The sequence below is a fragment of the Corynebacterium cystitidis genome, from assembly GCF_900187295.1.
Classification (GTDB): Bacteria; Actinomycetota; Actinomycetes; order Mycobacteriales; family Mycobacteriaceae; genus Corynebacterium; species Corynebacterium cystitidis.
In genome coordinates this window covers 170490-195444 of record NZ_LT906473.1, presented here as the reverse complement: position 1 = coordinate 195444, position 24955 = coordinate 170490, and the positions used below count along the sequence as shown (strand labels likewise).

Here is a 24955-nt window from a genome sequence, read left to right as displayed (position 1 = left end):
CGACATAGTGCGGTTAAGATCCCTAGATATGCTCAAGAACCGTCGAAAAGCTCGCAACCAATGGCTTAGCTGCGCTGCTGCCTCAGTTGTTATTCTGGCGGGAGCACCAACCCCGGCAGGTGCTGAAATATCTCAGCCATTTCTAACCCAGTCCCACGATCCAGTGCTGCCTGCGCCGCAGGCGCAGTCCAGCTACGTCGATAGTGGCGTTGCGTGGCAAGACCCGTTCTACCTGCCGCCGGAGGAGATACCGGCACCGGGCACTTTAATCCGTACACAGCCGGCCCCGCAGCTGCTCAACATTCTGGGGCCTGATTTCCCGGGTTATGCCGAGAAGATCTTGTATTCCTCTACCACGATTCACGGCGATCCTGTTGCCGTGTCAGGTTTTATCATCGAGCCTGCCAACCCGTGGCAGGGCAATGGGCCGCAGCCAACTGTCGTGTTCGCTCCTGGTACGCGCGGGGCGGGCGATGCGTGCGCGCCGTCGAAAGGCCCCGGCTTGCAGGGCCAGTATGATCCAGTACACCAAGCACTCGGGATCAACTACGAGCTGGCCTTCTACCAGGCGGCCAGTCTTCTGGGCATGCGCGTGGTGGTCACGGACTATATCGGGCTGGGCACCCCAGGCCAGCACACCTATGTGCTACACACCGAAGAGGCGCACGCGGTGCTTGACGCTGCGCGCGCCACCACGCAACCGGGCCAGCCTGTGGGCTTCTATGGCTACTCGCAAGGCGGTGGTGCCGTCGCTGCTGCGGCTGAGCAGCACGCCACCTACGCTCCGGGCATCAACCTGGTGGGTACGTACTCGGGTGCGGCACCCGCCGACATGATCGAGGTGATGAACGGTGTGGATAACTCCATGATTGTCTCGGTGCTTGGCTTTGCTTACCACGGCTGGGGTGAGCGTTTTCCGTTCTTCTCCGAGGCCTTTGATGCCATCGCTAACGATCGTGGCAGGCAGTTCATCGCCTCAACAAAGGACGCGTGCATCGTGGATTCTGCCCTGCAATGGGCGATGACAGACACCTCTACGCTTACCACCACGGGCGAATCATTCACACAGGCAGCGTTTCGCGACCCACGCGTGATCGAACTACTCGAGTCGCAGAAGTTGGGCCAGCGCCCGCTTGCTACCCCGATCATGGTGGCCACCGGCGGCAACGATGATCTGGTGCCCAGTCCGCAGACCACCCAGATGGCCCGCGACTACTGCGCCCAGGGTGCCACCGTGACTTACCTCGACGAAGGTGTTGCTGCGCTCACCCCCGGCGCGAAGCTCGGCTTGAACCACGCCGGCGGCATGTTCACCCAGGCTTTGCCTGCTGCGTCGTGGCTGCGCGACCGCTTCAACGGGGTTGCAGCCCCCAACCACTGTGGCGCCTTCTAAAAAGGCGCGGTCTTAGAGCACCTTCTCAAGGCCTCGGCTACCATCACAGCACATGATGCAAAGACTGTTTGCGGTGGGGTTGGTGGCCAGTATGACGACGATCGCCCAGCCGATGCCCCAGCGAGTTGATCGCGCGGGAACCGATTGCAGGCAGTCGGAATTCCACCGGTTCTAGCTTTATCGAGTTGCAGTTCTGCGGGGTAATTCAGCCCTGCCTATCATGAAACTGGTATCTCGGTAACCACCGGAATGTTCAGCTCGGTCACAATCGGTGTGTACAGGTCAACATTCTGTTCTTCAGTTTTTAGGGACAGGATGAGGGCGTATCGGACTGGCAGGTCACGTCTATCCTTCCTCTTGTTCTTTTTCCACCAACCGCTTGTTGGCCACACGGCTAAGTTTTGGCAATGAGCTAGTTCAGCCCCACTACCAACCCATTCATCTTGATGGAGAGAACCACGAGATCTAGCATTTTGCCCGACAAGCCATCGGTCAGAATCGCTTCCTTTGGAATCTCCTTTAGGCTTATCAGCGTCTTGCCCCATCCTGCTTATAAAGTCCTGTTCACTCTCCAGTCTTCCTTGAAGATCAAAACGCAGTCCATGGGACGCGTAGGTGTACTTGTCTCGCCACCCCCTCCGGCTTGCAGAAGGCTCAATAAAATAAGACAACGTGACACGCAACCTCACCTCGCTATCTCCTAAGCTTTCCAACACATCCGTCGGCCACGGAAGAGGATGCAACCGGAACTGGCGCATAGCGTGGTCATCACCTGTAAATGGTTCGAAGCTGTCCTGCGTAACCAGCGTTACCGCATTCTGGAAAGAATTAAGCACAGCATCTTCTGTAGGGGTTCCCCAACCGAATTCACGTAGTAACGCTTGGCGTTCATTCTTCTTGTTAGCCTGATCCAGTCGATCTTTCATAACTTCCGTCCACTCAGCTGAATGGGTCAACAATCCTCGAATTGTTTCTGGCCAATATTCTGGATAGCGGTTCATCGCTATCGCAGCAAGTCGGGCAGCCTGCGCTGCTGCCGCGCTGGTAGCATTCGCTGATGTCAGGTCGAGATCGTTTTTTCTTCCCGTAGATCTGAGAGATAAGTTAGCGTGCCTGTCCTCGAAGAGGCCGGCCCCATCGGTGAGAACGTTGCCACCTTCCATACAAATATCAGGTTTGATCGGCCATAGGCTTTGGTCAAAGCACAGCGATGTTGTCGTATGCGGCGAGATGTCGCCTGCTTCTGCAACTGTTTTCCAACCCGTGTATTGAGGATCCTTAGGTCGCTGAGTTAAGTCAGTGTAGGCCCCAACCGTCAGGGCGTTCCAAGCCTGCGCTGGGTCGTGAATGGGTTCATTTAAACAGTTCTTTCTGTATTCTTCGCGATAACGAGAAACATTGCCAGCTGCAACTACAAATAGCCGACTTCGGCTTTGATCCGGTTCTGACAACAATTTGATCTGTTTGCCGTCACGCACGACGTCTGTGCCGACAGCCAGGGCATCCACTGCTGAAGACCACAAGGTGGGTTCTCCGAGCGGTTGCTCGCCCCCAGAAGTAGACAAGGTAAGGCAAAATGCCCGTCGCCGGTCTCTCGAGGCTACTTCTGGTAAAGAAACAGCCTCTGCGGTCGCGCTGCCATAGTCCAGAGGGTCAATCTTGGGTTCACCTGCTTTGGGAGTCATGCGCACCGATTCAAGTCGGTGTGTGAGATAAGCAGGGTGTGTACTCCGAAGAAGCGGTTCGAGATCGGCATACAGAACTATACCTGCCATCGAGGTTCCATGCCCTTTATCATGCACGTCAACCCCTGAAATACCGACAATGGTGTGATGGTCTGCTGGGCTCAAGGACTGGACTAATAAACGATGTGTTCGCATCACTCCGGTGTCGAGGAGACATACGGCAGAGGCGTCTTGACCAGTAGCTGGAACAGTCCCATGTCCAATTGCTTGCACCCTTTCTGCAAGTTCTTCCACGTACTCAGCCTGTTCCTCGAGCGGCAAATCTTCGACTGTGTCAATAAAATTTGGGGGCCTAATCTCAACTAGCGGAAGTGCGGTGTAAAGCAGGAGTTCGAGTTGTTCACGTGTCGTTTCTACCCATATCACCACCCTGTCACTTATCTCAAAGCCTCGTTGCTGATATCTAATCTCCACCCCATCCAATATGGTCTGCCATTGAGCAGCCCGGGCGCTCTGTGCGTCAAGCCATAGCTCCCACCAGTGCTTTCCCTTTCCAGGAAGGTCCGTATCGGATGTCCATAAGTCCTCGATAAAAGCCTCACGGATTTCTGACATATTAGCGATTAGAGCTTGATTCTTTGGCTTCCCACTCTTCGTATCTTCTTCTATAAATTTTTCAAAAAGCCTAAGAAACTCATTGCGGTTAGCATCGGACACCCATATCGTGGCTTGCTCGAGATCATTGTTCCTCGAACCGCGCACTGACAGTAGTAGCCATTTTGGCTGGGAGTTCTTACCGCCCATTCGAGAAAGCGATTCCAGTTTAAGTGGATACTCAGCACTTGCTCCCCGCACTACAATCGTTGTACCCGTGGCCTGCAGTTCAAGACTGTGCAGGACTGCTGCATCCTTTCGTTCATCGAAGGCTTGAAAACTTTCCTCAGCCGCGCTTCTAAGTCTTTCCCCATGAGCGCGGCGGTCTACGTCCTTAATCTGGGGGTTTCCGCCTCCTCTAGCGCGGAAGTCTTTGGATTCCGCCCGTCCGTGCACATAGATATGGTCAAGATTGCTGTTCTGCTCTGCCAAAGCTTGCCTGCTTACGGGATGCTAACGCCACGATTATGTCATCTCTTGTTACTTGTGATTCACCACGCATAATAACCGCTTTTGCCGCCGTTTCAGCGGCTTTAACTAGTTCCGCGTGGCTCAGACCCTCGGTGTATTCTCCGAGTTTGTCCATCCGCGTGCCGGTGGCCAGGCTGCCAAGGCGTCCTTTGATCACTGCGATGGCCTGTCTAGAATCTGGCAACGAATAGGTTAAAACTACGTCGAACCGCCTAAAGAGAGCTTGATCTAGAATCCCACGATGATTTGTGGCAGCAAGAACAAGAGATTCGTCACTAGCTTCTTCAAGAAACACCAGAAATGAGTTCAGAATTCTCCGCGCTTCACCTACGTCGTTACCGCTGCGGTCTGCCCCAAGCGCATCGAACTCGTCGAATAGGTAAACGGCTCTACGCTGGGCTACTTCATCAAAGACTAGCCTTAATTTGCTGGCGGTCTCCCCCATGTATTTGCTCAATATGCTGTCGAGACGCACGGTGATGAGCGGAATTTGTAGTTCTGTTGCAAGCACTGCTGCCGTCATCGTTTTGCCGGTTCCTGGAGGCCCTTCCAACAAGAGGCGATGTGCCGGGGAGAAACCATAGTCGAGGAGGTTTTTACGCTGCCTTTGTTCCGCTAAAAGCTGCTTTATCTGATTCCTCAAATCGGTAGGCACGACAAGCTGTTTTAGTTTGATTTCTGGATAGGTAGCTTCTACCAGCTCACCGAGCTCTCCACGTGGCTGGGCCAGCTTTGTCACTGAACCCAATTGCTGCCGTTCTCTTGAAGCGAGAACGGCTTTCTTTATGTCGTTAGCTATTGCGGTATGACCTGCTTTGGCCTCGCGCGCGGCAACCTGCATTGCTACAGAGTGGAATCCGGCTTCGTCTCCATCGGTGTAGCTGCGTACCATTGCAGCCACGTGCTTTCCATTTCCCGACATACGTCACCGCCTCCTTAGCTGATTACCGGAACTAGCCAACTCGGCCGAACTATACAGGGAGAAATCGCTTGGTGTCAGGCTCGACCAGACATTCGCGAATGTATTCATAACTCATCGGGGGCGTTGCTATTCCCGCTATTGAACACAATTTATCCTAGCGAACTTTGTAAAAAGAGCTGAGTGATTAGAACGGAAAAGTAGTGTCTTCACATCTGCGCGTACTCGCCAGGTTCATCGGCTACCATCACAGCACATGATGCAAAGACTGCTTGCGGTGGGGTTGGTGGCCAGTTTGTCGTCGTTAAGCCCTGTGCTGAGCTCGGTGGGATCGTCCACCCTTGATGTGCTATCCAGCGCGACGAGTTCGGGATCGTCGGTAAGCGAGTTGTCCTCGCAGGTGCTTGACGACGATCGCCTGGCCAGCTCGTTCCGGCCACCGGGGCGGTGTATGAAGCGCGCGATCCGCAGGGCCCGCAAAGCTCGCAACGCTCACATAACCCTAAAGGCACGGTGGTGGTGGCTCCGGGCACGCGTGGGGTAGCGCCGCACTGCGCGCCGAGTGCGAGTTCGTCGATGCTGTCGAGCCTGTCCGGCAGTTCAGTGAATGTGAACTATGAGGCGCCGTTTGTGGACATGCTCACCGATGCCGGTTACCGGGTGGTGGTGACCGACTATATCGGCCCGGCGCAGGGCACGGTGCATTCGTACCTGAACCGGACGGAGCAGGCCCACGCGGTGTTGGACGCAGCGCGGGCAGTGCTTGACGACGACACCCCTGTCGCTATTTTCGGCTATTCCCAAGGTGGGGGTGCTGCCGCCGCAGCGGCCGAACTGCATGATGATTACGCCCCGGAACTGAACCTGGTGGGTACTTTCGCGGGTGCACCACCGGCTGACTTGGTGGCGGTGTTAGAACAAGGCAACCCGTATTCGCTTACTGCTGTTGCTGGTTTCGCCGCCCTCGGTTTTGCTGGAGGCAACGACGAATTCGCTGCTGCGTTGCAGGACCATCTGACCCCGGCTGGGCTCACGGCGCTGACTAACCTTGCCGAAAGCTGCGTCATCGACGCCTCACTTTCGGCACGTGATACCAAGTTTGAAGACTATACGGTGGGGAACAAGTCGCTTGGGCATTTCGCTGCGGAAGACCCGCGTATCCGGCGTGCGCTCGGAGCGAACCGGCTGGGTAATGAGCCGGTTGAATCGCCCATCCTGATTGTGACCACTGATGGCGATAACCTCGTGCCCGCCGAACAAGTCCGCCAACTCGCCCGCGACTACTGCGCACTCGGTGGGCCCGACGCACCGGTAGAGCTGCGCGAAGTCACTGGGAATTGGAAGCTGTCCTCACAGTCGGGCCTGATCCACGCTGTGCCCCTGGTGATGGAGTCCGCGGGTGTGATCGAGTGGTTGGATGCGCGGTTTGCTGGCGAGGAGCTCAACGGCACGTGCGGAATCGTGCCTACTCCCGCGCCGACGAAGGCGGCGCGCTAGATCAAATCGCGCAGGACGGGGTCAGCGATCCGCAGCACTGCTGCCTTGGCTTCTTCCGCGGTCCACGAGTCAAGGGCGTAGGCCGCCATCTGCTGGCAGGTCGAACGATCATGCAGGCGCAACGCCGCACGCACCGCGTTAACTTTGCTCGGTGCCATCGACAGCGACGACACACCCAGCCCCACCAGCACGAGCGCCAGCAGCGGATCACCGCCGGCCTCGCCGCACACGCCGATGTGCTTACCGGTGGCGGTGCCACCGTCGCACGTGGCCTTAATCATGCTCAGCACCGCCGGCTGCCACGGGTCGAGCAGGTCTGAGAGCTCTCCTTGCATGCGGTCGGCGGCCATGGTGTACTGCGACAAGTCATTGGTGCCAATCGACGCGAAGTCTGCCTCCGACAGCACGTTTTTAGAGCGGATCGCCGCGGCCGGAGTTTCCACCATCACACCCACCTTCGGCAGGCCAGCCGCACGCGCCTTAGCGACGAACCACCTCGTCTCCTCCACGGTAGACACCATTGGTGCCATCACCCACAGGTCTGCACTCGTGTTCTTATGGGCAGCTGCCAGGGCTGCCAGTTGGTCGTCGAGAAGCTCCTCGCGCGCCTGGCTTAAACGCAGGCCGCGACGACCCAGCGCCGGATTCTCCTCTTCGCCTAAGTTAGCGAAGCTTAAAGGTTTGTCAGCGCCAGCATCAAGGGTGCGCACGACGACGCGCCTATCCCCAAACGCCTGGAGCACCTCAGTGTAGGTGGCGGTTTGTTCCTCCACTGTAGGCGCCGTTTCGCGCGACAAGAACAGAAACTCGGTGCGGAACAGGCCCGAACCTTCCAGGTCGAAGCTGGCGGCTTTGTGAGCGTCCTCGGCAGTACCAATATTGGCCAAAAGTTTGACGCGGTGGCCGTCCCGGGTCGCGCCCTCACCGGAGGAGCCCGCCAGGGCGCTGGCGCGGCGGCGGGAACGCTCCGCCAACTGATCAGTATCGTCGTCGGTCGGTGCGATAATCACCTCGCCCACCCCACCGTCAAGTGCGACTAATTCGCCAGCACTGAGCTGATCCAGGATGCCCGTCGCTTTAACCACGGCCGGAATCCCCAGCTGGGCCGCCAGGATCGCAGTGTGGGAGGTGGGGCCACCCTCCGCGGTGATGATGCCGCGCACCAGCTCCGGGTTCAGTGTGGCCGTCTCCGCGGGTGCCAGGTCAACGGCAACAATCACGCTGGGCTGGTGCAGCGTCGGCACGCCCGGCTCTTCCAACCCACGCAAACGGGCAATGGCACGGTCACGCACGTCATACAAGTCAGTCACGCGCTCGGCCATGTAGCCGCCCAGCTTGCGCAGCTTCGCGGCAAAGTTCTCCACCGCGTCATGCACCGCCCGGGTAACACCAGAGCCCTTCTTCAACTCCTTGGTCACAGTACGTAACAAACCCCGGTCAGTTGCCAGGCCAGCGGTGGCCTGCACAATAGCTTTCGAAGTCTCGGGGGCGTCGTCGGCACGCGCGCTCAAACCGTCAGCAACCTGCTGCAATACGTCCTTGATTCGGGCGGTATCCGCCTCCGGGTCGGTACATGCAGGCTCATTACTATCGACGCCTGCCGCCGGGCTGATGATCACAGCCGGGCCAAACGTGGTGCCGGCCGAAACACCAACCCCGTGGATGATGGTGCGAGTACTCATGATTTACGCTTCCTTTCGTTGAGCGCCAAGACGCTCGATATGGAGGGTGAGATAGGCAATCTCTTCGTCGTTAAGATCCGCATCAAAGCGCAACTCGACGATGGTGGCCACCTGCTGGGCGCACTGCAACGCGCGCGGATAGGTCGCCATGATTTGATCTGTCAGAGGATTCGCCAGCCCGGCCAACTGTTCGCCACTGGCCAACCTGGTGAATAAGTAACGCATGTGGGTAATAAAACGGGCCGCAGCTATCGACGACTGCTCCAGCTCAACGCCATAAAAGGCACCAATCACGCTCAAGATTTGCTGGATCACACCCGTCATCGCATACGTATGGGACAAATCGCCAGCGGTAAAACCAGCGTTGACGAAATGCAACGCAAACGCGATCGCCTCAGAATCCGGCAAAGGGCGCTGCAAGTTCAAAGCAGAATTCAGGCTCTGGTTCTGATTAATATGGGCCAGCAGCCGCTGGGCCAAATCAAGCTCCACCGGGTACAAGTGGCGCACCTCCGCTTCCAGCGGGTAGGTGAAATCATGCTCGAAACGCTGGCGCTCAATCGCACCATGCAAGTGGTCCGCCAAAGCTGTGACCAGGGTGACCTTCTCGCGCAGCTCGACGGGCGCATCGATGGCGGCAAGCGCCTCAATGATCGCGGAGATCGCCACCTCCGGAACCATCGCGAGCATCTCGCCCAAATGGTCCGGATCGCGGCCGTCGGCAGGCACAAATACTTTCTGCACGCGCGCGAGATCAACCACATCACCAGTGCGCGCACCGAACCCGATGCCACGCCCAGTAAGGATGACCTCCCCATCGGCGCTAGCCACACGGTGCTGTGCCACGTCTTTCGCCAGCACCACATTGTTGTTGAACACGCGCAGAATATGCATCCCGTTCTCCTTGCAGTTCGCCCTATTTATCCACGCTGATCACGGGATCACCGGCAACAACCGTGCCGGAACCTGTGGCTTCCACCGCCGTCAAACTCTTCGAGTTAACCACGGTCATGACCACAGTAGTGTCAAAACCAGCGGTTTCTACTGCGTTGAAATCAACGGTTGCAAGTGGATCGCCAGCGGTGACGTACTGTTTCTTCTCCACCGCCGGAGTGAAACCTTCACCCTTCATCTTCACGGTGTCGATGCCGATATGCACCAGAATCTCCACGCCATCATCCGTTTTGAGGCCGTAGGCGTGCTTCGTCTTCACCACCGAGATCACTGTGCCGGACACCGGGGCGACGACAGTCATCCTCGCAAGCTCGGATGACTGACCATGCCCATCCGCAAGCTCGGATGACTGACCACCACCATCCGCAGCCTCGGATGACTGACCACCACCATCCGGAACAATACCGATCGCCTCGCCAAGCGCTCCCGACGCGAATGCAGCATCCTCCAAGTCCGCCATAGCGACGAACTCGCCCGAAATCGGTGCTGCAATCGTAGTGGTTGCAGTAGGCGCTGCAGGCGCTGCAGACTGCGCTGCAGGTTCGGCAGGGGTTTCGTCGTTAAGCACTGGCGATTCCTCAACCTCGGTCTCACGGGCAGCACGGGCCCGCGCGAGTGCTTCTTCCTTCTCCTCGGGGGTGCGGTAGTCGGTGGCGACGATGATCAGCAGCGGCACGAAGAAAGCCACAGCGATCGCGATGAGATACGGCACTATCGGGCTGAACACAACCGTGGTCAGCAGCGAGGTGAACACGAACGCCTTGGTGGTCACACCGCCTGCGCCGGCGGACAATACGGCGATAGTCACACCACCCAGGAAGCAACCGACCAGCATGCGTGGGTAAATCTTCTTATAACGCAGGTGGATACCGTAGAGCGAAGGCTCCGAAATACTGCCAAACAGGCCTGCGGCCAGCGCGCCACCGGCGGTCTGGCGCATCGCGGGGTCGCGGTCACGCATAGACAGGATGAGCACACCAGCGGTGGCGCCGAAGCAAGCGAAATTCCACACACCCATGGGGCCTTGAATGAAGTCATAGCCCAGCGTGTTGATGTTTACTAGCATCAGGGCGTTGAGTGGCCAGTGCAAGCCCAGTGGGACCAGGAATGGGTAGAGCATTGGGATCAGGATGGCAAAAACGAAAGGTGCGTTACCATTCAACCAGGCCAAGCCCACACCAATGATATTGCCCAGCCAAATGCCAAACGGGCCGATCACAAACGCGGTCAGCGGGATCACAATCACCAGCGTGAGAAATGGCACGAACACCATGTGGACCGAACTTGGAATCACCTTCTGCAGGCCTTTGTACACCAGGGCGGCCACAGGTGCCATGATCAGCGGGACGAACACGTTGCCGCCATAGTCATTGAGCAGCAGTGGCAGACCGAAGATGTCGACGGAGTACACCTCAGTACCTAGTGCTTCATTGACGGTGGCGACGGCGTCCGGATGGTCTTTCAGGTCGATGAAATTCGGTGTCATCAGCGCAAAGATCACCGTGGCCGGTACCCACGCGTCAATGTTGAGTTTCTTGCCCGCGTTGTACGCCACGAATACTGGCAGGAAGTAGAACACGGAGCGCCACATTGCATCAATGAACACCCAGCCGGCGGCTTTGTCGTCGGCACGCGTATCGACGACACCGAACGCCTCCATCACGGCTGTAAACGCAATGATCAGCGAAGCACCAAGCAATACGCCTAACAGTGGGCGGAAGGAATCCGAGAGGTACTCGAAGAAACTGTCCAGCCACGAGTATTTGCCGCGGGTCTTTGAGCGCGCCTCTGCTTTGATGTCGGCGTCGGATTTGTTTCCGCCTCCTGCGGTGCAGTTGCGCATTTCAGGCAGTCTTTGTATTTCGTTGTACACGGTGGCCACGTCGCCGCCGATGATGACTTGATAATTGTTGGTGCCTTGGGGCACAGCGCCCATGACCTTCGGGTTGGCTTCCAGCCGATCCTTATCCACGAGGGATTGATCGCGCAGTTCGAAACGCAGCCGGGTGGCGCAGTGGGTAAACGATGCGATATTGTCGGCACCGCCGATACCTTCCAGGATGTCGGTTGCCTGGTCGGTGAGTGTGATCTTCGACATCGTCGCTCCTTTCTTCACATGTGGGCTGTGGCCCTGAAAAGCGAAATGACCTGGGTGCACGGCTTTGTGCCGTACCCCAGGTCTTGCCTCATTCGCCGAGCTTGCGCGCAGTGTCGCTTTTCGACGATCAGAGTAACAACCCTATTGGTCAACGTGTTGTTAACCTTAACACCGACCTAGTGACATTTCTAGACCTTGCCCGCGAATGTAATCTGCACCACTTTCACTGTGCTGGCAGGCGTTGACACCTTCGCACTGCCAGCTGGACCACGGCTTTAGAGTGCCAGTTTTAGAGTGGTTGGCCCGCGCCGGCAGGGCCAGCTGCCGGGCCGCCACCGGGCTCGTCGTCACGCAGTACTGGATCAGACTCCGGTACGTCCGGGGTGACATTGTCTGCCTCCGGCTCTACCGGGTTTTCCACTTCGCGAACCTCCTCGGCTTCTTCCTCGGTGAAGGTGTCCTCCGGAAGTGGCTTCGGGCGTGGGGTGAAGGTGAATGCGGCTTCCTCCGTGTTTTTGGACTCGCCGTCCCAGTTCTCCACGTCAACCGTGATGATCTCGCCGGCACCGATCTCGCCGAAGAGGATCTTCTCGCTCATCACGTCTTCGATCTCCCGCTGGATGGTGCGGCGCAGCGGGCGCGCCCCCAATACTGGGTCAAAACCGCGTTGTGCAAGCAGGTTCTTGGCCTTATCGGTCAGCTCAATTCCCATGTCTTGGGCTTCCAGAGCCTTTTCGACGCGCGCGATGAGCAGCTCGACCATTTCAACGATCTGCTCCTGGGTGAGCTGGTGGAACACCACGATCTCGTCGATACGGTTCAAGAATTCTGGCCGGAAGTGCTTCTTCAGCTCATCATGCACCTTATTCTTCATGCGCTCGTACTGCGCGTCCGAGTCGGTGGCGGAATTGCCGCTGAAGCCCAGGCCCACAGCCTTGGAGATGTCGGAGGTACCCAGGTTCGAGGTGAAGATGAGCACGGTGTTCTTGAAGTCCACCACGCGGCCTTGGCCGTCGGTGAGGTGGCCTTCTTCGAGCACCTGCAGCAAGGTGTTGTAAATCTCCTTGTGCGCCTTCTCTATCTCGTCGAAAAGCACCACGCTAAACGGCTTGCGGCGCACCTTTTCAGTGAGCTGGCCGCCCTCTTCGTAGCCGACGTATCCCGGAGGGGCACCGAACAGGCGCGAGGCGGTGAAGCGGTCATGGAACTCGCCCATGTCAATCTGGATCAGGGAGTCTTCGTCGCCGAACAGGAACTCTGCCAGCGCTTTCGACAGCTCGGTTTTACCCACACCGGACGGCCCGGCGAAGATGAACGAACCAGATGGACGCTTCGGGTCCTTCAAACCCGCACGGGTACGACGGATCGCGCGCGAGACAGCCTTGACGGCGTCGTCCTGGCCGATAATGCGCTTGTGCAGCTCCTCTTCCATGTTGAGCAGGCGTGCGGATTCCTTCTCGGTGAGCTTGAACACCGGGATACCGGTCCAGGCAGCGAGCACTTCTGCGATCTGGTCCTCGCCTACCTCGGCGATTTCTTCCAGGTCGCCAGCACGCCACTGCTTTTCCTTCTCCGCGCGTTCCTCACTCAGTTTGCGCTCAGTGTCGCGCAGGCCAGCGGCTTTTTCGAAGTCCTGGGCGTCAATCGCCGCTTCCTTCTCGCGGCGCACATCAGCGATCCGTTCGTCTACCTCGCGCAGGCCCTCAGGAGCCGTCATGCGTTTGATGCGCATGCGGGCACCGGCCTCATCGAGGAGGTCTACTGCCTTGTCTGGCAGGAAGCGGTCATTGATATAGCGGTCTGAGAGGTTCGCCGCAGCGTTCAGGGCATCATCGGTGTAGGACACGCGGTGGTGTGCTTCGTACTTGTCGCGCAGCCCCTTCAGGATCAACACCGTGTCTTCCACAGAGGGCTCATCGACCTGCACTGGTTGGAAACGACGCTCTAAAGCGGCGTCCTTCTCAATGTGCTTGCGGTATTCCTCCAAGGTGGTGGCACCAATGGTTTGCAGCTCACCACGGGCAAGCTTCGGCTTTAGCAAGCTGGCAGCGTCAATCGCGCCTTCTGCTGCTCCTGCGCCAACCAAGGTGTGAATCTCATCAATGAATAAGATGATGTCGCCACGCTGGTTAATCTCCTTAAGCACCTTCTTCAGGCGTTCCTCGAAGTCACCGCGGTAGCGCGAACCCGCCACCAATGATCCCAGGTCAAGCGAGTACACCTGCTTGTCCTTCAGGGTTTCAGGCACCTTGCCGTTGACAATGTCAAGGGCCAAGCCTTCAACCACAGCGGTCTTACCAACGCCAGGCTCACCAATGAGCACAGGGTTGTTCTTGGTGCGACGCGAAAGCACCTGCATGATGCGTTCGATTTCCTTCTCGCGGCCCACCACTGGGTCCAGCTTGCCTTCCTTGGCAGCCTGGGTGAGGTTACGGCCAAACTGGTCCAGCACCAGCGAGTTCGAACGCTCGCCGGTGCGCCCACCGGCACCCGGCGCGCCAGCACCAGGCCCAGCGCCGGCACCAACAGGGCCTGCGCCCGGGCCGCCCTTGCCCTGCTCCGGGCTCTCTGGATTTTGGCCCTGGCCGCCCTCGTAACCGGAAAGCAGCTGAATCACCTGCTGGCGCACGCGCGGCAGGTCTGCACCAAGCTTGGTCAGCACCTGTGCAGCAACACCTTCACCTTCACGGATGAGGCCGAGCAGCAAGAATTCCGTGCCGATGTATTTGTGGCCCATTTGCAGGCCTTCCCGCAGCGACAGCTCCAGAACCTTCTTGGCCCGTGGAGTAAACGGGATGTGTCCCGTGTGTGGCTGCGTGCCGTGGCCGATAATTTCCTCGACCTCGCGGCGTACGTCTTCTAAGTTGATACCCATCGATTCGAGGGCTTTTGCTGCCACGCCCTCGCCTTCATGGATCAGGCCGAGCAGGGTGTGCTCGGTGCCGATGTAATTATGATTCAGCATTCTCGCCTCTTCTTGGGCAAGAACGATGACGCGGCGTGCCCGGTCAGTAAACCGCTCAAACATGTGGCAACCCCTCACTCAAATGGATTTTTGTTTTAATGTGTCACCTACCTTAACGCGGCTCAGCCCTTGGGTATTCACCGTTGCCAGCCGGAAACACTCAACTTTGCATTTTTGTGCAGGTCAGCGACCTGTACGCCGGTAGCGAACACGGGTTATGACGTTGCCTACCGCGCTACCGTTTCTGAAGCAATGGTGGTTACACGCAAAGGTTTCAACAGCGGCAGATAGGTGACGAGGGGTTACGTGAGGAGAGGATACTCCGAGCCGTTTGCTTTTCGTCAACGCCACTGGGACTGGACGTTGACCGACTTTACTGTCGGCACCAGCAAGGCTAATAGTTCCGTACTTGGGGCAGTAACGCCCAGCAGCTGTAGCGCCAAGATTCTTCGGCACGTCGTTACCTGTGCCCTGGACCCACCTTTGCAGTTTTGTGGCATAAAGAAATGGTTTTTCCGTGAGGCAGGATGGAAGTAAAAAAGTGCTGCGATGCTGAATTTTGTTTCATTCAGCATCGCAGCACTGTGCGCTGGGCCAGTCAGATTCTTTTAATCTATCGCTGTGTCCACCGCACTTCGCCCTACTGGGCGCCTAGGCTCGTTTCCTCGCCAGGGTTCCTCCCAGCGCCATGAGCATGAGCGCGGCAAGAAGCCATGGGGCCACACCCAGGCCACCGGTTTTCGGAAGGTTGCCGACACGTACGTTAGCTACCTTGAACTCAAGCAATTGAGACTGATCAGCTTGCTGAGCAGTCAGGTCAAACCCGACGACCGGGAAGGTCAGGTTCTGGTCATTAAGTTCTTTACCCGTTTTATCCTGCGCGTTTTCCAGCAGTTTCACCTTGTAGCTACCACCGTCAGCGGTGACACTGAAGTAGATCGGCTGTGGAAGCAGCGAGTAGGCGGGACCATTCTGTGCTTGTGGTGCCTTAGTCTCGATCAGGACAAAGCGGCCAGGATCCAAGTTAGTCCACTTTAGCATACTTGAATTTGGAGCCGCGCCGTCTTGATTCTTCTCTTTTGGTTCACCAATGGTGCCATCATCGTTCAACGGACGAAGCTCAAATTCGGCACTATCCAACGAAACCGTATTGTCTTCTGCGTCTACCTTTTTGATAAGGAAGTCAAAACCAGAGGGTTGCGTTGGCTTCCGATAATACACGACACAGTGAATACCACCTACCGCCGGGACGTTATCCAGTTGGAAATCGTTGGTTGGTGGAACACCTAATTGATCACCTAATTGATCCAGGTTGTTTACGGTCACAGGATTTTTATTTGCGTCAAAGCACTGCGCGTTTTTGCCATCCTTGGTTGGCATCGGCTGCCATCCCTGTGGAACCTTTTTTTGCTCACGTATTTGAACATTGTCGTAAGGGGTCTCGCCGTTGAGTTTGAAGGTGGCTTCATAGCGGTCAGGTCCGGCTACAAACTTATCAGGGTATTCAGTCTTCCTCTCCTCATTGCGGCCTTGGGGACGCAAGACACCCTCGTAGCCCCACTCGTTGTTTTCCTCCTTGGTGGTTGCGCGGGTATTGCTGATCGTTGGGCCTTCGGTCGGCTCGCCATCACCCTCGTAGAAGCGACGCTCAACCGTGATGGCACAGGTGTTCAAGGTGTTGATCAGTGCTTGGCGGAAAACGTCACTATCTTTGTAGGTGACAAAGTTAGAGTAGCGAAGGCTTGCGTTTGAACCATCAGGATTCTTTCCTGAGATTGCCATCAAGTTGTGCTCCGAAATTTGAAGCTCACGATCTGGGTTTTGCCCCCATGGCCAGTTGGATGGGATGCCAACCGGAACAACACGGGTTCCTTGCTCTTTCAAGGTATTGGCCACACCCATGGCAGCTTCTACGTACCTGAATTCGGTATCGAAGCCGTTCTGGGGTTTACGCTCGAACGCTGGATTCGGATTCGGGTAGCGCGTCGTTACGTTTCGGGTCGGGTTACCGTCAGTAATCATGTAAACGACGTCATACTTTGCTCCTGGATTCTGACGGTTGTAGTCTGCAAACTGCTTCAGGCCAGCCTCCCAGTTGGTGTCTCCTGTGGCGTAAAGCCGGTCGACCCACTCCTGGGCAGTCTTTCTATCGCTTTCATTATTCATTTTGAGGGGTTCCAAGATATTTGGTTTATTCCTAGTAAGACGGCCGGTTACTCCAGGTGTATCACTAGCGAAGGTAACTAAACCAATTTCGGTCGAGGTGTTAGCCAATTCAGGTAGAACGCCTTTAACCGCTTCCTGCTTTTTTGTCTTTTCGCGACCATTCAAGATTGCTTGCATCGTCCCAATACCGTTACCCATACTGGTCGAAACGTCGATGATGAACCCAACTCGCAGACCACAACGGTTAGGTAATGGCGGATTCACACGACGCTGCTGAAAGACACCCAAAGGCGTACGATATTCCAGTTCTTCCAATGCTACACGGTCCGCACGGGACTTCACTTCCCACATGAACGAAGAAGGTTCCCAGCCAGTGTTTCTATATTCGTAGTCGGATCCCCACCCATCCTCTTTTGGACCGACGTTTTTGTAGTAAGCACCGGAGTAAAAGGTCTTCCCTCCACTAGTGCTCATGTTGGGGGTCGCGAAAGCATAACGCAGGGTTTCTGACCCTTCCTCCCATGCGCCGGAGCCACCAGCGCGAATATATTCCTGCACTTCAAACCCTGGCGACGCTTTGGTCATCGCAACCCAGTAGTATGGTTGCGTACCAGGGCCGGAAACTGGAATATCGAATGTGCATTCACCGTTGACATCAGACGTACACGTTGCCCACTCCTCGTCGATCGGCCGCATGCGATCTCGGTCCGTGTTCGAGCGGCCGGCCTGAAGGTTTGTAAACTCCCCGCGATACAGCGGCTCGTACAGTTGGAGCACTGCACCGGGCTCACCGGAATAACGGAACACATTGGAGGCACGCCCAGACTCTTGGGTAGCGTTATTGCTGTCACTATCGGCCAGCCTGTCGCCACCCACCTGGACGACCACTCGGACACGATCGCCACGAACCGGGTCACCGGCCCGCGGGGTTGGTTTAGCTTGGCCTAACTTTTCTTTAAGGTCGCCAGCTGTTTCCTCACCCTCATAAAGGGTCCAGGCAGTCTCGTCCTCGCCATCACCCTCAAGGGTAAAGGTCACACTAAAATGTGTCTCTTCGCTAAGATCGATCTTTTTCGTGTTAAACGTGATCATGTCCCCGTTAACCTCGGCAGGCCAAGGATGAGGAAGGAAAACACCGCTACCTGGCCGGGGGAAGGAGAACAGCTCCACATCTTCATTAATATCAGCTTGACGGCCGTCAATTTCGGCCGATTCGATAACGCCAAGCTCCGCGTCGGTCTCCCCACGCAGGAAGGAAACGTAGGGCACCTCCTGCGCTTCGTCTGTCTCTGCGTTATGAAGTTTTACCACGTAGCCATCTAGGCGGTAAAGTTTATCACCTTCGTCGGATTTGCCAGCTGGGCGGATGCTGATCTCTCTTGCCGTTAGCTGGTCGCCGCCCTGCTGGAGCATTCCATCAAGAGTAGGGGCCAGTTCACCGTCAACCGTAGGCGATGAATTCCGGGTAGGGCTGGTGAGCCCTGCACCACCCAGTTCCGTGTATGCGGGCTCACCAGATGCGGTATCAGGGGCTCCTTCCGCCCCAGGTACGACGCTGGTCTCACCAGTTGGATCGACACCGGTCCACAGTGAGTCATGTGGAGCTAGCCCTGTCTCCTCGGCGGAAGCACTTTCTGTCTCCGTGGCTTTGTCAGGCTCCGCGTCTACTGCGGGAACCACTGTAAAAGCGATAGCAAAAGCGGCGCCTAAGGCCCCTGCCTTTGCCGCTAAGGCGCGGTACGATCCAACACCTTTCCTTCGTCGCATTGATCTTGGCGTATGCACAGATGTATACCCTCTCATGATGAAAGCTTTTGTGTTCGGCTAAAAAATTTGTCGCCCATCGCCACCCTCTTCCAGGTCAGCTGCGCAAAGTCATGGCCGGAATTTTTCTTCCGCTTTAACTTCCCGTCAGCTTTGCTGGCCCGCAAAACGGTAGCTTCTGACAAATTCTTCAATTTTTCAAGCCATAAAGCTTGCCGGTTAAACAGTTTACACCGAAACCCATAGCGGACCAACAGGTCCGCCCCATAATGGGAAAAATAGGATACTTTCCGCAGTTCATGAGCGTATAGGCTGCTCATCCGAGATCTTGAGGCAGCTGACCCCTCAGGGCCACGATGCTCCGCATTTCTCGAAGATTCCAAAACCCACATACTTCAGGCTAATTCTTCTGCCAGATGTGAAAAGCACAGTATAAACGCGGGTCCGTCTCCCTTCACGGTTACTGGCAAAACACAGCGAAGACAAACCGCGCCGACACGTTATCCACCCGGACAATAGCGGTTGCCACGCAGAGCCAGGGACATGCCGCCCAGGCTGTAGGCGTATTAGCTTTCTTTAATCAAGAACATCCCTTGACAAAAGCGCACAGCTAAGATTCAGGTTTTACTAGCGGGAACAGCACCGTCTCCCTGATACCCAGCCCGGTCAGGGCCATCAGGAGGCGGTCAATACCCATGCCGCAGCCAGCCGTTGGTGGCATGGCCTGTTCCATGGCCTGCAGAAAGTCCTCATCGAGTACCATGGCCTCGTCGTCACCATCAGCAGCCAGACGGGCCTGGTCGACGAAGCGCTCGCGCTGAATCACTGGGTCAACTAGCTCGGAGTAGCCGGTTGCTAGCTCGAAGCCACGCACGTAGAGATCCCACTTCTCAGTCACCCCTGGTTTGTCGCGGTGTTGGCGCGTCAGCGGGGAGGTCTCAACCGGGAAATCCTTCACAAAAACCGGGCCATACAGCTGATCTTCACACAGCAACTCCCACAATTCTTCGACGAGCTTACCGTGGCCCCAGCCCTGACCTTTTGGCACCTCGAGACCAACAACCTTGGCGATCTCCAATAGCTCGTCGACACGCGTATCGACGGTCACCTCAGGCTGGCCGGGATGCTTGCGTTGCAGGGCTTCATTGAGCGATGGGTACATCTCGATGACCTTCCACTCGCCACCCAAGTCATACTCGGTGCCGTCGGCAAGCGTGACTGTGGTGGAACCGAAGACCTCCTGCGCCACGAACTGCACCAACTCGCGCATCGTGCGCGCACCATCCTCGTAGGTGCCCCACGCCTGGTAGGTCTCCAGCATGGTGAACTCCGGCGAATGCGATGAGTCCACACCCTCATTGCGGAAGTTGCGGTTGACTTCGAAGACACGCTCAATACCGCCAACGACGGCGCGCTTCAAAAACAGTTCGGGGGCAATACGCAGGTACAGGTCAATGTCCAACGAATTGGAATGCGTGATGAAAGGACGTGCCGCTGCACCCCCGTGCAAGGTCTGCAGCATCGGGGTTTCAATCTCTACGAAGTCCTGGCTAGTCAGATACTTGCGCAGCGCAGCCAGCACCTTGATCCGCGTCAGGGCGTTCTTGCGGGCATCCTCACGCATAATCAAATCCGTGTAGCGGTGGCGGATGCGCTGCTCTTCATTCATCTCCGCAAAAGCCACAGGCAGTGGGCGCAACGCCTTCGACGCCATGTGCCACGATTGTGCTTGGACGGACAGCTCGCCTCGTCGTGAAGCGATCACACGCCCACGCACCGAAACGATATCCCCTAAGTCCGTTAACGCCTTCCAGTCCGCCAGCGCCTGCTCACCGACCTCTGCCAGCGACAGCATCACCTGCAGCTGGGTGCCATTGCCCTCTTGCAGGGTTGCGAAGCACAGCTTACCGGTATTGCGCTGGAACATGATACGGCCGGCGACCGCCACCACATCCTCTGTTTCCTGGCCCGCCTCCAGTTTGTACTGGCCGTCGCCCTGGCCTTCGTCCACGGTCTGGTATTTCTCGCGGATCTCGGTCAAGGAGTGGGTCCGGTCCACAAAGACCGGGTAGGGGTCATGGCCGGCGTCAATCAGCGCGTCGCGCTTGCCTCGGCGAATCTTCTGCTGCTCTGAAAGGTCCTGAGTAGTCACAAGTCAACAGGGTAGCCCATCAATCCGTCCCACCGCGATTGACACTACGTTATGTCACAAACCCCCGTTTTCGGGCTCTGTTATCCACAAATTTTTGAGGCCACGTCGACGGAAATAGGGGTTATCCACATGCTCGGAACAAACCGGTTGCGGATCACCGGTTTTTCCCGAGTATAAGCATCATGACTATTCCAACACCTCAAAACGGCCAGGACCACCACAAACAGCAAATTCTTGACGCGATCTCTCACATGAATTACCGCACCGCCACCCGTTTTATCGCAGGACAGTTCCACGGCATCATTTCCACCAGGCAAGCAGCCGAGTGGGACATTCCCGCCGATGTGTTACGCACCCTGTGTAATCGCGGTGCTTTACGACGATTAGCCCATGGCGTCTACCGCCATTTAGAGGTTCCGCGCACCCGACTTACCGCCTATGCTGCCGCCGTGGAATGCGTGGGGCCTGACGCTTGGATTGCTAGGCGCTCTGTTCTTCCCCTTGTCGGCCTAGATACGCCTTCGCGGGTGATTTCTGTCGGTGTGCCGCGACGCATCCAACGTAAGCTTCCCGCTTTTATTGATGTGATCGAAGAGGCAGTGGGCCACATTGACACGATTGGGGAGTTTAAAGGAATCAGGACCTTTCGCCCAGAGGTGGTGCTCGTTGAGAATGAGATGTGCTCGATCACAGCGTCGCAGATCGCCGTTGGTATTCGCATTGGTGTCATCGACGCGACCGTATTGAGTAAAGTACCTCATCGGTTCAGGCCTCTGCGACAACCTCCCGAGGTTGGCTAGCCTACCGTCTCCTTATGCGATCGCGTTCAGGTCCCCTAGCCCGGATTTTTCATGGGGGTTTGGGTGTGGTGTTGGTGTGGTTGTTGGCCTATTTCGACGTCATGGAGGGTGCACAATTACTATGCCTGATGGATCAATTTTGAAGAAATAGGCCTCCAGAAAGAAATTACCTTAATCCTGCATGGGATCTAGACTCAGAATTCGGCCTTCCTTCACGAAGATTCTGACAGCTTCGGGTAGTTGTCCTACTCATCCCCCAAGTTCCTAAAACCAATGCCTACCGGCACACCGACATTGTCGATCAGGCGCACGGTGCCGGTAGCGCCACCAGCACCGCCACCGCCACCGGCGGCACCGCTGCGGGCCAGATCAACACCCACGAGCAGGCGCGCATCCCCCTTAACGGGCGCAGGACCAAACCCAAGATCACGCAGTTCCAGATAGGCGGGCTCAACGCCCCCGGCCTCAAGAACACCACGCGCAGTCGCTACAACAACATCAGCACCTTGCTCCGCCACATGCGCACCAGCAGTCAACGCTGCAGCAACAACCACCGCTTTATCCCGATCCTGCTCGGCCACATCCGCATTACGCAAAGAAATCGCCAAACCATCAGGCATCCGCACCGTCGGCACCGAATGCAGCTGCACCTCCAGCTGCAACGCCGACACAGCACGCTGCACAGCCACTAACACCTCAAAATCTTTCTCCCCCAGCACCACATCGGTAGCACTAGCCGCAATGGTGGCAGCAAGAATGTCGGTGGCCGCCTCGTCGATAAGCGCAGGCTCTTCCAAATGATCCAAACCCGAGGTCACACGCACACCGTGGGTGGGAAAAACACCGTGAAACACCACATCAACCTTCTCACGCGTAAACTCCTCCGGCACCTCATCCCCGCTGAAAGTGACCATCACCACCGCACCAGTAATAGAGCGCGCAGCACGAATCAACGAAATCTGGCCGGCGTGCACCCCAACACCCAGCGGCACAAGCACCACGCGCCGCCCCGTCTTACGAAACGCCCGCCCATAAGTTTTAAACAGCGCCAGATCCTCAACAACGGTTGCTTCCCCAGGGGTAAAACTCATCTCACTCCTTATAGTCCAACTGCGAAATCGCCCACAGCTCCAAGTCCTGGTTATTGCGCAACTCCGCATGCCTGCGCACCAGGGAGGCAAACATGTGCGCCCGCCCAGAATCCCCAATGGTGCGATGCATCCGGTCATACTCTTCCACAGCAACAACAGGCCGCAGCGGGCTAGAGTCGGCAGGAATCAACACCTCAGCCAACTCCGGGTTGCCCAGCGTATCGACGAGCATTGCGCGCGCATCATGTGCCATCTCCACAGCCAAATCGTGGTACTCCAACGCGGTGCGGATAGCCAGGCGCTGCGCATCAGAAACAGGGATAGACGTGCCACCACACTCCCCAACAAGCAGCTCGATGATGGTCTCACCGAGTTCATCGGTGGCCGCGGTGAGCCACTTATTGTCACCAATGTCATGTGCCGCCAGCACGATCGCGCCAGAAACTTCGATCGGGTCAAGTACCTGCACGCCAGCTTCAAGGCTTGTGTGAATATACATTTGGCCGTGGCGCGCATGGGGAGCGATCGCTTCGACCACCTGTTCAAGACCTCCGTCAACGTCAATCACAACCAGGTCAAACAGCCCTGAATCATCCGGATCGATGCCACAGGTGATGGTGTGGCCGGCCGATTCCAACTCGTTTGCTAACGTTTGCCCACCAATCACGCCTACGTTGAGGCGGGGTGCGCTCACTCTTGTTCAGCCTTCCTCACACGCTCCATTAGTTCAGCCACAGAGATGCCACCCGCGTTTTCATCACTACGGCGACGGCGTGGGCGCGCTGGCTGCGGGTCCGGTTCCGGCTGGGGTGCGGGCATATCGACGATTGGCTCACCCCACGGCTCAAACCGCTGCGCTGGCTGCGGGTCCGGTTCCGGGTGCGGTTCCGGTTCCGGCTGGGGTGCGGGGTCCGGCTGCTGATGCCGGGGTTGTGACTTGCGCTCGCTGATCAGCTGAGCCAGTGGATTCGACTCGCGATTCGACGGCTGTTCATAACCACCAACTCGCCCGGCCACCGCCTCTGCGGACGGCGCACGATGAGCAGGAGGATGCTCTACGCTGTCACTAGTGCCTGTTTTATTTTCGTCGTCCGCCACGTCCTCTACAACGCCGATCTCAGTCGTATCCACCAGGGAGGGTCGCGTAACAGGCTCCTTCTTCGGGGTTTCATCCTCTGGGATGAGTTCAGACTCGACAGGTGTGTCGTCGATAAGCGAGGCCGTCTCTACAGCCTCCGCCATCGCCTGCAGCTCATGCACCCGACGGGCATCCGCCTGCAAAGTTGCAGGTTGTTCTCCCCACTCCCGGCCAGCAAGCTCCTCAAGCTGGGCTCGCAGCGCTGAAATCTCTCCCTTGATTTCCCTGAGCAGCTCGCTCTCAAGGGAAGGTTGGCCTGTCTGAACGCGCACTAGTTCCAGGGAGGTCTGACTATTTTCCAATTCGGCGGCAGTGGCTTTCAGTTCGGCCTCGTGTGCCCGGTGAGCAAGCTCTAGCTCACGCTCTGCCACTAGTTTGTCCTTGCGGTAGCGGGTCACCATGAATGCGCCGAGGGCCGCCGCCCAGAGTGCTGCAATGAGCGCTAGTTTCAACCCTGCGTTGGAGTCCGTGAGCAGCATGACGACGGTCGCTACAACAGCCAAGCCCACGAGCACCCAGATCAGCAGGTGCACGGGGTCTTTTGAGCGATTGTACTCAGTCATAGTGACAACTCTATCCAATAACCTCGCCATCGGCGGGAGGCGACACCTCGCACGCCCGTTCCAACATGACACCAGCGATACTTAAAGCCACCCCACCGATTGCCCCAGCAAGTACTCCTGGAAGGTCGGCCTGGGCTGCTGCCAGCATCCCGGCGTTCGGGATCACGTATGTGGCCACGCCAGCATATCCCCCTCCAACGATCGCGCCGGTCCACGCGCTGGCTTTGCCGATCACCATAAAATTGGCCACCATCATCGGGTTGAGCTGCGAGCGATCAAGGCCGATTAATCCTTCGTCGCGGCGCCTTTTCACCCAATAAGTGAGGAAGGCGCACACTACGGCCATGATCCACAAGGCCGCGGACGCCACCGGGGAAATCGAGGTAAAACTGCCGTAAAAACCCCATGTCAGAATGGCAGCGGCGGCGGCGGTGAATAAGCCCGCCCCGATAAGTCCTGAAATAGGTGTGCGTGTCACCGGTGTACCAACCTAATCTGTTCGACTTCGTTGGCATCCAGCGCTTCAATCAGTTCTGCTACTGGCCTGCCGCCTAGTGTGGCGTCTGGCTGCGCGTCCAACCACGGCACGAGCACGAAAGCACGCTCGTGGGCGCGCGGGTGCGGCAAGGTGAGGTCTGGATCGTCGCTGGTGATTTCGCGCTTATCGACGACCACCTGAACAATGTCTACGTCAAGGGTGCGTGGACCCCAGCGGACTTCACGGGTGCGGTTGGCCTCGTTTTCTAGTTCTTGGCAGCGGGCCAATAATTCCTCGGGGGTTGCGTCGAGGTCAACGACAAGGATTTGGTTGAGAAAATCGCTCTGCTCTACGGGCCCCCATGGCGGTGTGGCGTACACTCCTGAACGGGCGACGATCGCATCACCGAATCCTTGGGTCACCCTTTCAAGGTGTACCCAGGAGTCTTCCAAGTTGGAACCGATCGACAATACTGCTCGTATCAT

At 57.2% G+C, this 24955-nt stretch carries 18 protein-coding genes; 5 read left to right on the top strand and 13 right to left on the bottom strand.

Annotated elements, in window-relative coordinates:
* Window positions 1-28: 28 nt before the first annotated feature.
* Together CKV99_RS00895 and CKV99_RS14920 are read left to right on the top strand one after the other, a co-directional pair.
* Window positions 29-1393 carry a lipase family protein gene (locus CKV99_RS00895; protein ID WP_231910123.1) on the top strand — a complete coding sequence of 455 codons (1365 nt, stop codon included), beginning with the start codon at window positions 29-31 and terminating at the stop codon, window positions 1391-1393.
* Between the two features lie 52 nt (window positions 1394-1445).
* Window positions 1446-1568, top strand: a complete 123-nt coding sequence (locus CKV99_RS14920) for a hypothetical protein (protein WP_256232258.1) — start codon at window positions 1446-1448, stop codon at window positions 1566-1568.
* A gap of 43 nt (window positions 1569-1611) precedes the next feature.
* Here the strand turns inward: CKV99_RS14920 and CKV99_RS00890 are convergent, their stop codons facing one another.
* Together CKV99_RS00890 and CKV99_RS00885 are read right to left on the bottom strand one after the other, a co-directional pair.
* On the bottom strand, window positions 1612-4164 hold the full coding sequence (locus CKV99_RS00890; RefSeq protein WP_092259974.1) for a S8 family peptidase: 2553 nt from the start codon (window positions 4162-4164) through the stop codon (window positions 1612-1614).
* Window positions 4139-5125, bottom strand: coding sequence for an AAA family ATPase (locus CKV99_RS00885; RefSeq protein ID WP_092259972.1), 987 nt, complete (start codon window positions 5123-5125; stop codon window positions 4139-4141). The genes CKV99_RS00890 and CKV99_RS00885 overlap by 26 nt, the downstream gene beginning before the upstream one ends.
* A 253-nt stretch (window positions 5126-5378) precedes the next feature.
* Between CKV99_RS00885 and CKV99_RS14170 the strand changes: the two genes are divergently transcribed.
* Complete coding sequence (locus CKV99_RS14170; RefSeq protein WP_143063459.1) at window positions 5379-5666, top strand: hypothetical protein; 288 nt, start codon at window positions 5379-5381, stop codon at window positions 5664-5666.
* On the top strand, window positions 5636-6619 hold the full coding sequence (locus CKV99_RS00880) for an alpha/beta fold hydrolase (RefSeq protein ID WP_092259970.1): 984 nt from the start codon (window positions 5636-5638) through the stop codon (window positions 6617-6619). The genes CKV99_RS14170 and CKV99_RS00880 overlap by 31 nt, the downstream gene beginning before the upstream one ends.
* Here the strand turns inward: CKV99_RS00880 and ptsP are convergent.
* From ptsP to lysS, 6 genes are all read right to left on the bottom strand, one after another.
* Window positions 6616-8301: a phosphoenolpyruvate--protein phosphotransferase gene (gene ptsP / locus CKV99_RS00875; protein ID WP_092259968.1), complete on the bottom strand. Its 1686-nt coding sequence runs from the start codon at window positions 8299-8301 to the stop codon at window positions 6616-6618. The two genes, CKV99_RS00880 and ptsP, sit on opposite strands and share 4 nt — an antisense overlap.
* 3 nt (window positions 8302-8304) lie before the next feature.
* The gene (locus CKV99_RS00870; protein WP_092259966.1) at window positions 8305-9195 is read right to left on the bottom strand and encodes a PRD domain-containing protein; all 891 of its coding nucleotides are present in this window, start codon (window positions 9193-9195) and stop codon (window positions 8305-8307) included.
* A gap of 22 nt (window positions 9196-9217) precedes the next feature.
* On the bottom strand, window positions 9218-11353 hold the full coding sequence (locus tag CKV99_RS00865; protein WP_092259964.1) for a PTS glucose transporter subunit IIA: 2136 nt from the start codon (window positions 11351-11353) through the stop codon (window positions 9218-9220).
* Window positions 11354-11642: 289 nt separating this feature from the next.
* Complete coding sequence (locus tag CKV99_RS00860) at window positions 11643-14381, bottom strand: ATP-dependent Clp protease ATP-binding subunit (RefSeq protein WP_092259962.1); 2739 nt, start codon at window positions 14379-14381, stop codon at window positions 11643-11645.
* Window positions 14382-14969: 588 nt separating this feature from the next.
* Window positions 14970-18251 carry a SpaA isopeptide-forming pilin-related protein gene (locus tag CKV99_RS00855; protein WP_157728317.1) on the bottom strand — a complete coding sequence of 1094 codons (3282 nt, stop codon included), beginning with the start codon at window positions 18249-18251 and terminating at the stop codon, window positions 14970-14972.
* Window positions 18252-18858: 607 nt separating this feature from the next.
* Window positions 18859-20400 (bottom strand): lysine--tRNA ligase, encoded by a 1542-nt coding sequence (gene lysS, locus CKV99_RS00845; protein ID WP_092259956.1) that lies wholly within the window; start codon window positions 20398-20400, stop codon window positions 18859-18861.
* A 182-nt stretch (window positions 20401-20582) separates the two neighbouring features.
* On the opposite strand from lysS, the gene CKV99_RS00840 reads away from it, so the two are divergent.
* Entirely contained in the window at window positions 20583-21200 is a 618-nt protein-coding gene (locus tag CKV99_RS00840; protein WP_092259954.1) for a hypothetical protein, read from the top strand.
* Between the two features lie 245 nt (window positions 21201-21445).
* Here the strand turns inward: CKV99_RS00840 and CKV99_RS00835 are convergent, their stop codons facing one another.
* From CKV99_RS00835 to folK, 5 genes are read right to left on the bottom strand one after another with little or no spacing between them, the layout of a single operon-like run.
* The gene (locus CKV99_RS00835) at window positions 21446-22291 is read right to left on the bottom strand and encodes a pantoate--beta-alanine ligase (protein WP_092259952.1); all 846 of its coding nucleotides are present in this window, start codon (window positions 22289-22291) and stop codon (window positions 21446-21448) included.
* A gap of 1 nt (window position 22292) precedes the next feature.
* The gene (locus CKV99_RS00830; RefSeq protein ID WP_092259950.1) at window positions 22293-22985 is read right to left on the bottom strand and encodes a 6PGD fold domain-containing protein; all 693 of its coding nucleotides are present in this window, start codon (window positions 22983-22985) and stop codon (window positions 22293-22295) included.
* Complete coding sequence (locus CKV99_RS00825) at window positions 22982-23992, bottom strand: DUF6779 domain-containing protein (RefSeq protein ID WP_092259948.1); 1011 nt, start codon at window positions 23990-23992, stop codon at window positions 22982-22984. The genes CKV99_RS00830 and CKV99_RS00825 overlap by 4 nt, the downstream gene beginning before the upstream one ends.
* A gap of 10 nt (window positions 23993-24002) precedes the next feature.
* Entirely contained in the window at window positions 24003-24470 is a 468-nt protein-coding gene (locus CKV99_RS00820; protein ID WP_092259946.1) for a DUF3180 domain-containing protein, read from the bottom strand.
* Window positions 24467-24955, bottom strand: a complete 489-nt coding sequence (folK, locus tag CKV99_RS00815; RefSeq protein WP_092259944.1) for a 2-amino-4-hydroxy-6-hydroxymethyldihydropteridine diphosphokinase — start codon at window positions 24953-24955, stop codon at window positions 24467-24469. The genes CKV99_RS00820 and folK overlap by 4 nt, the downstream gene beginning before the upstream one ends.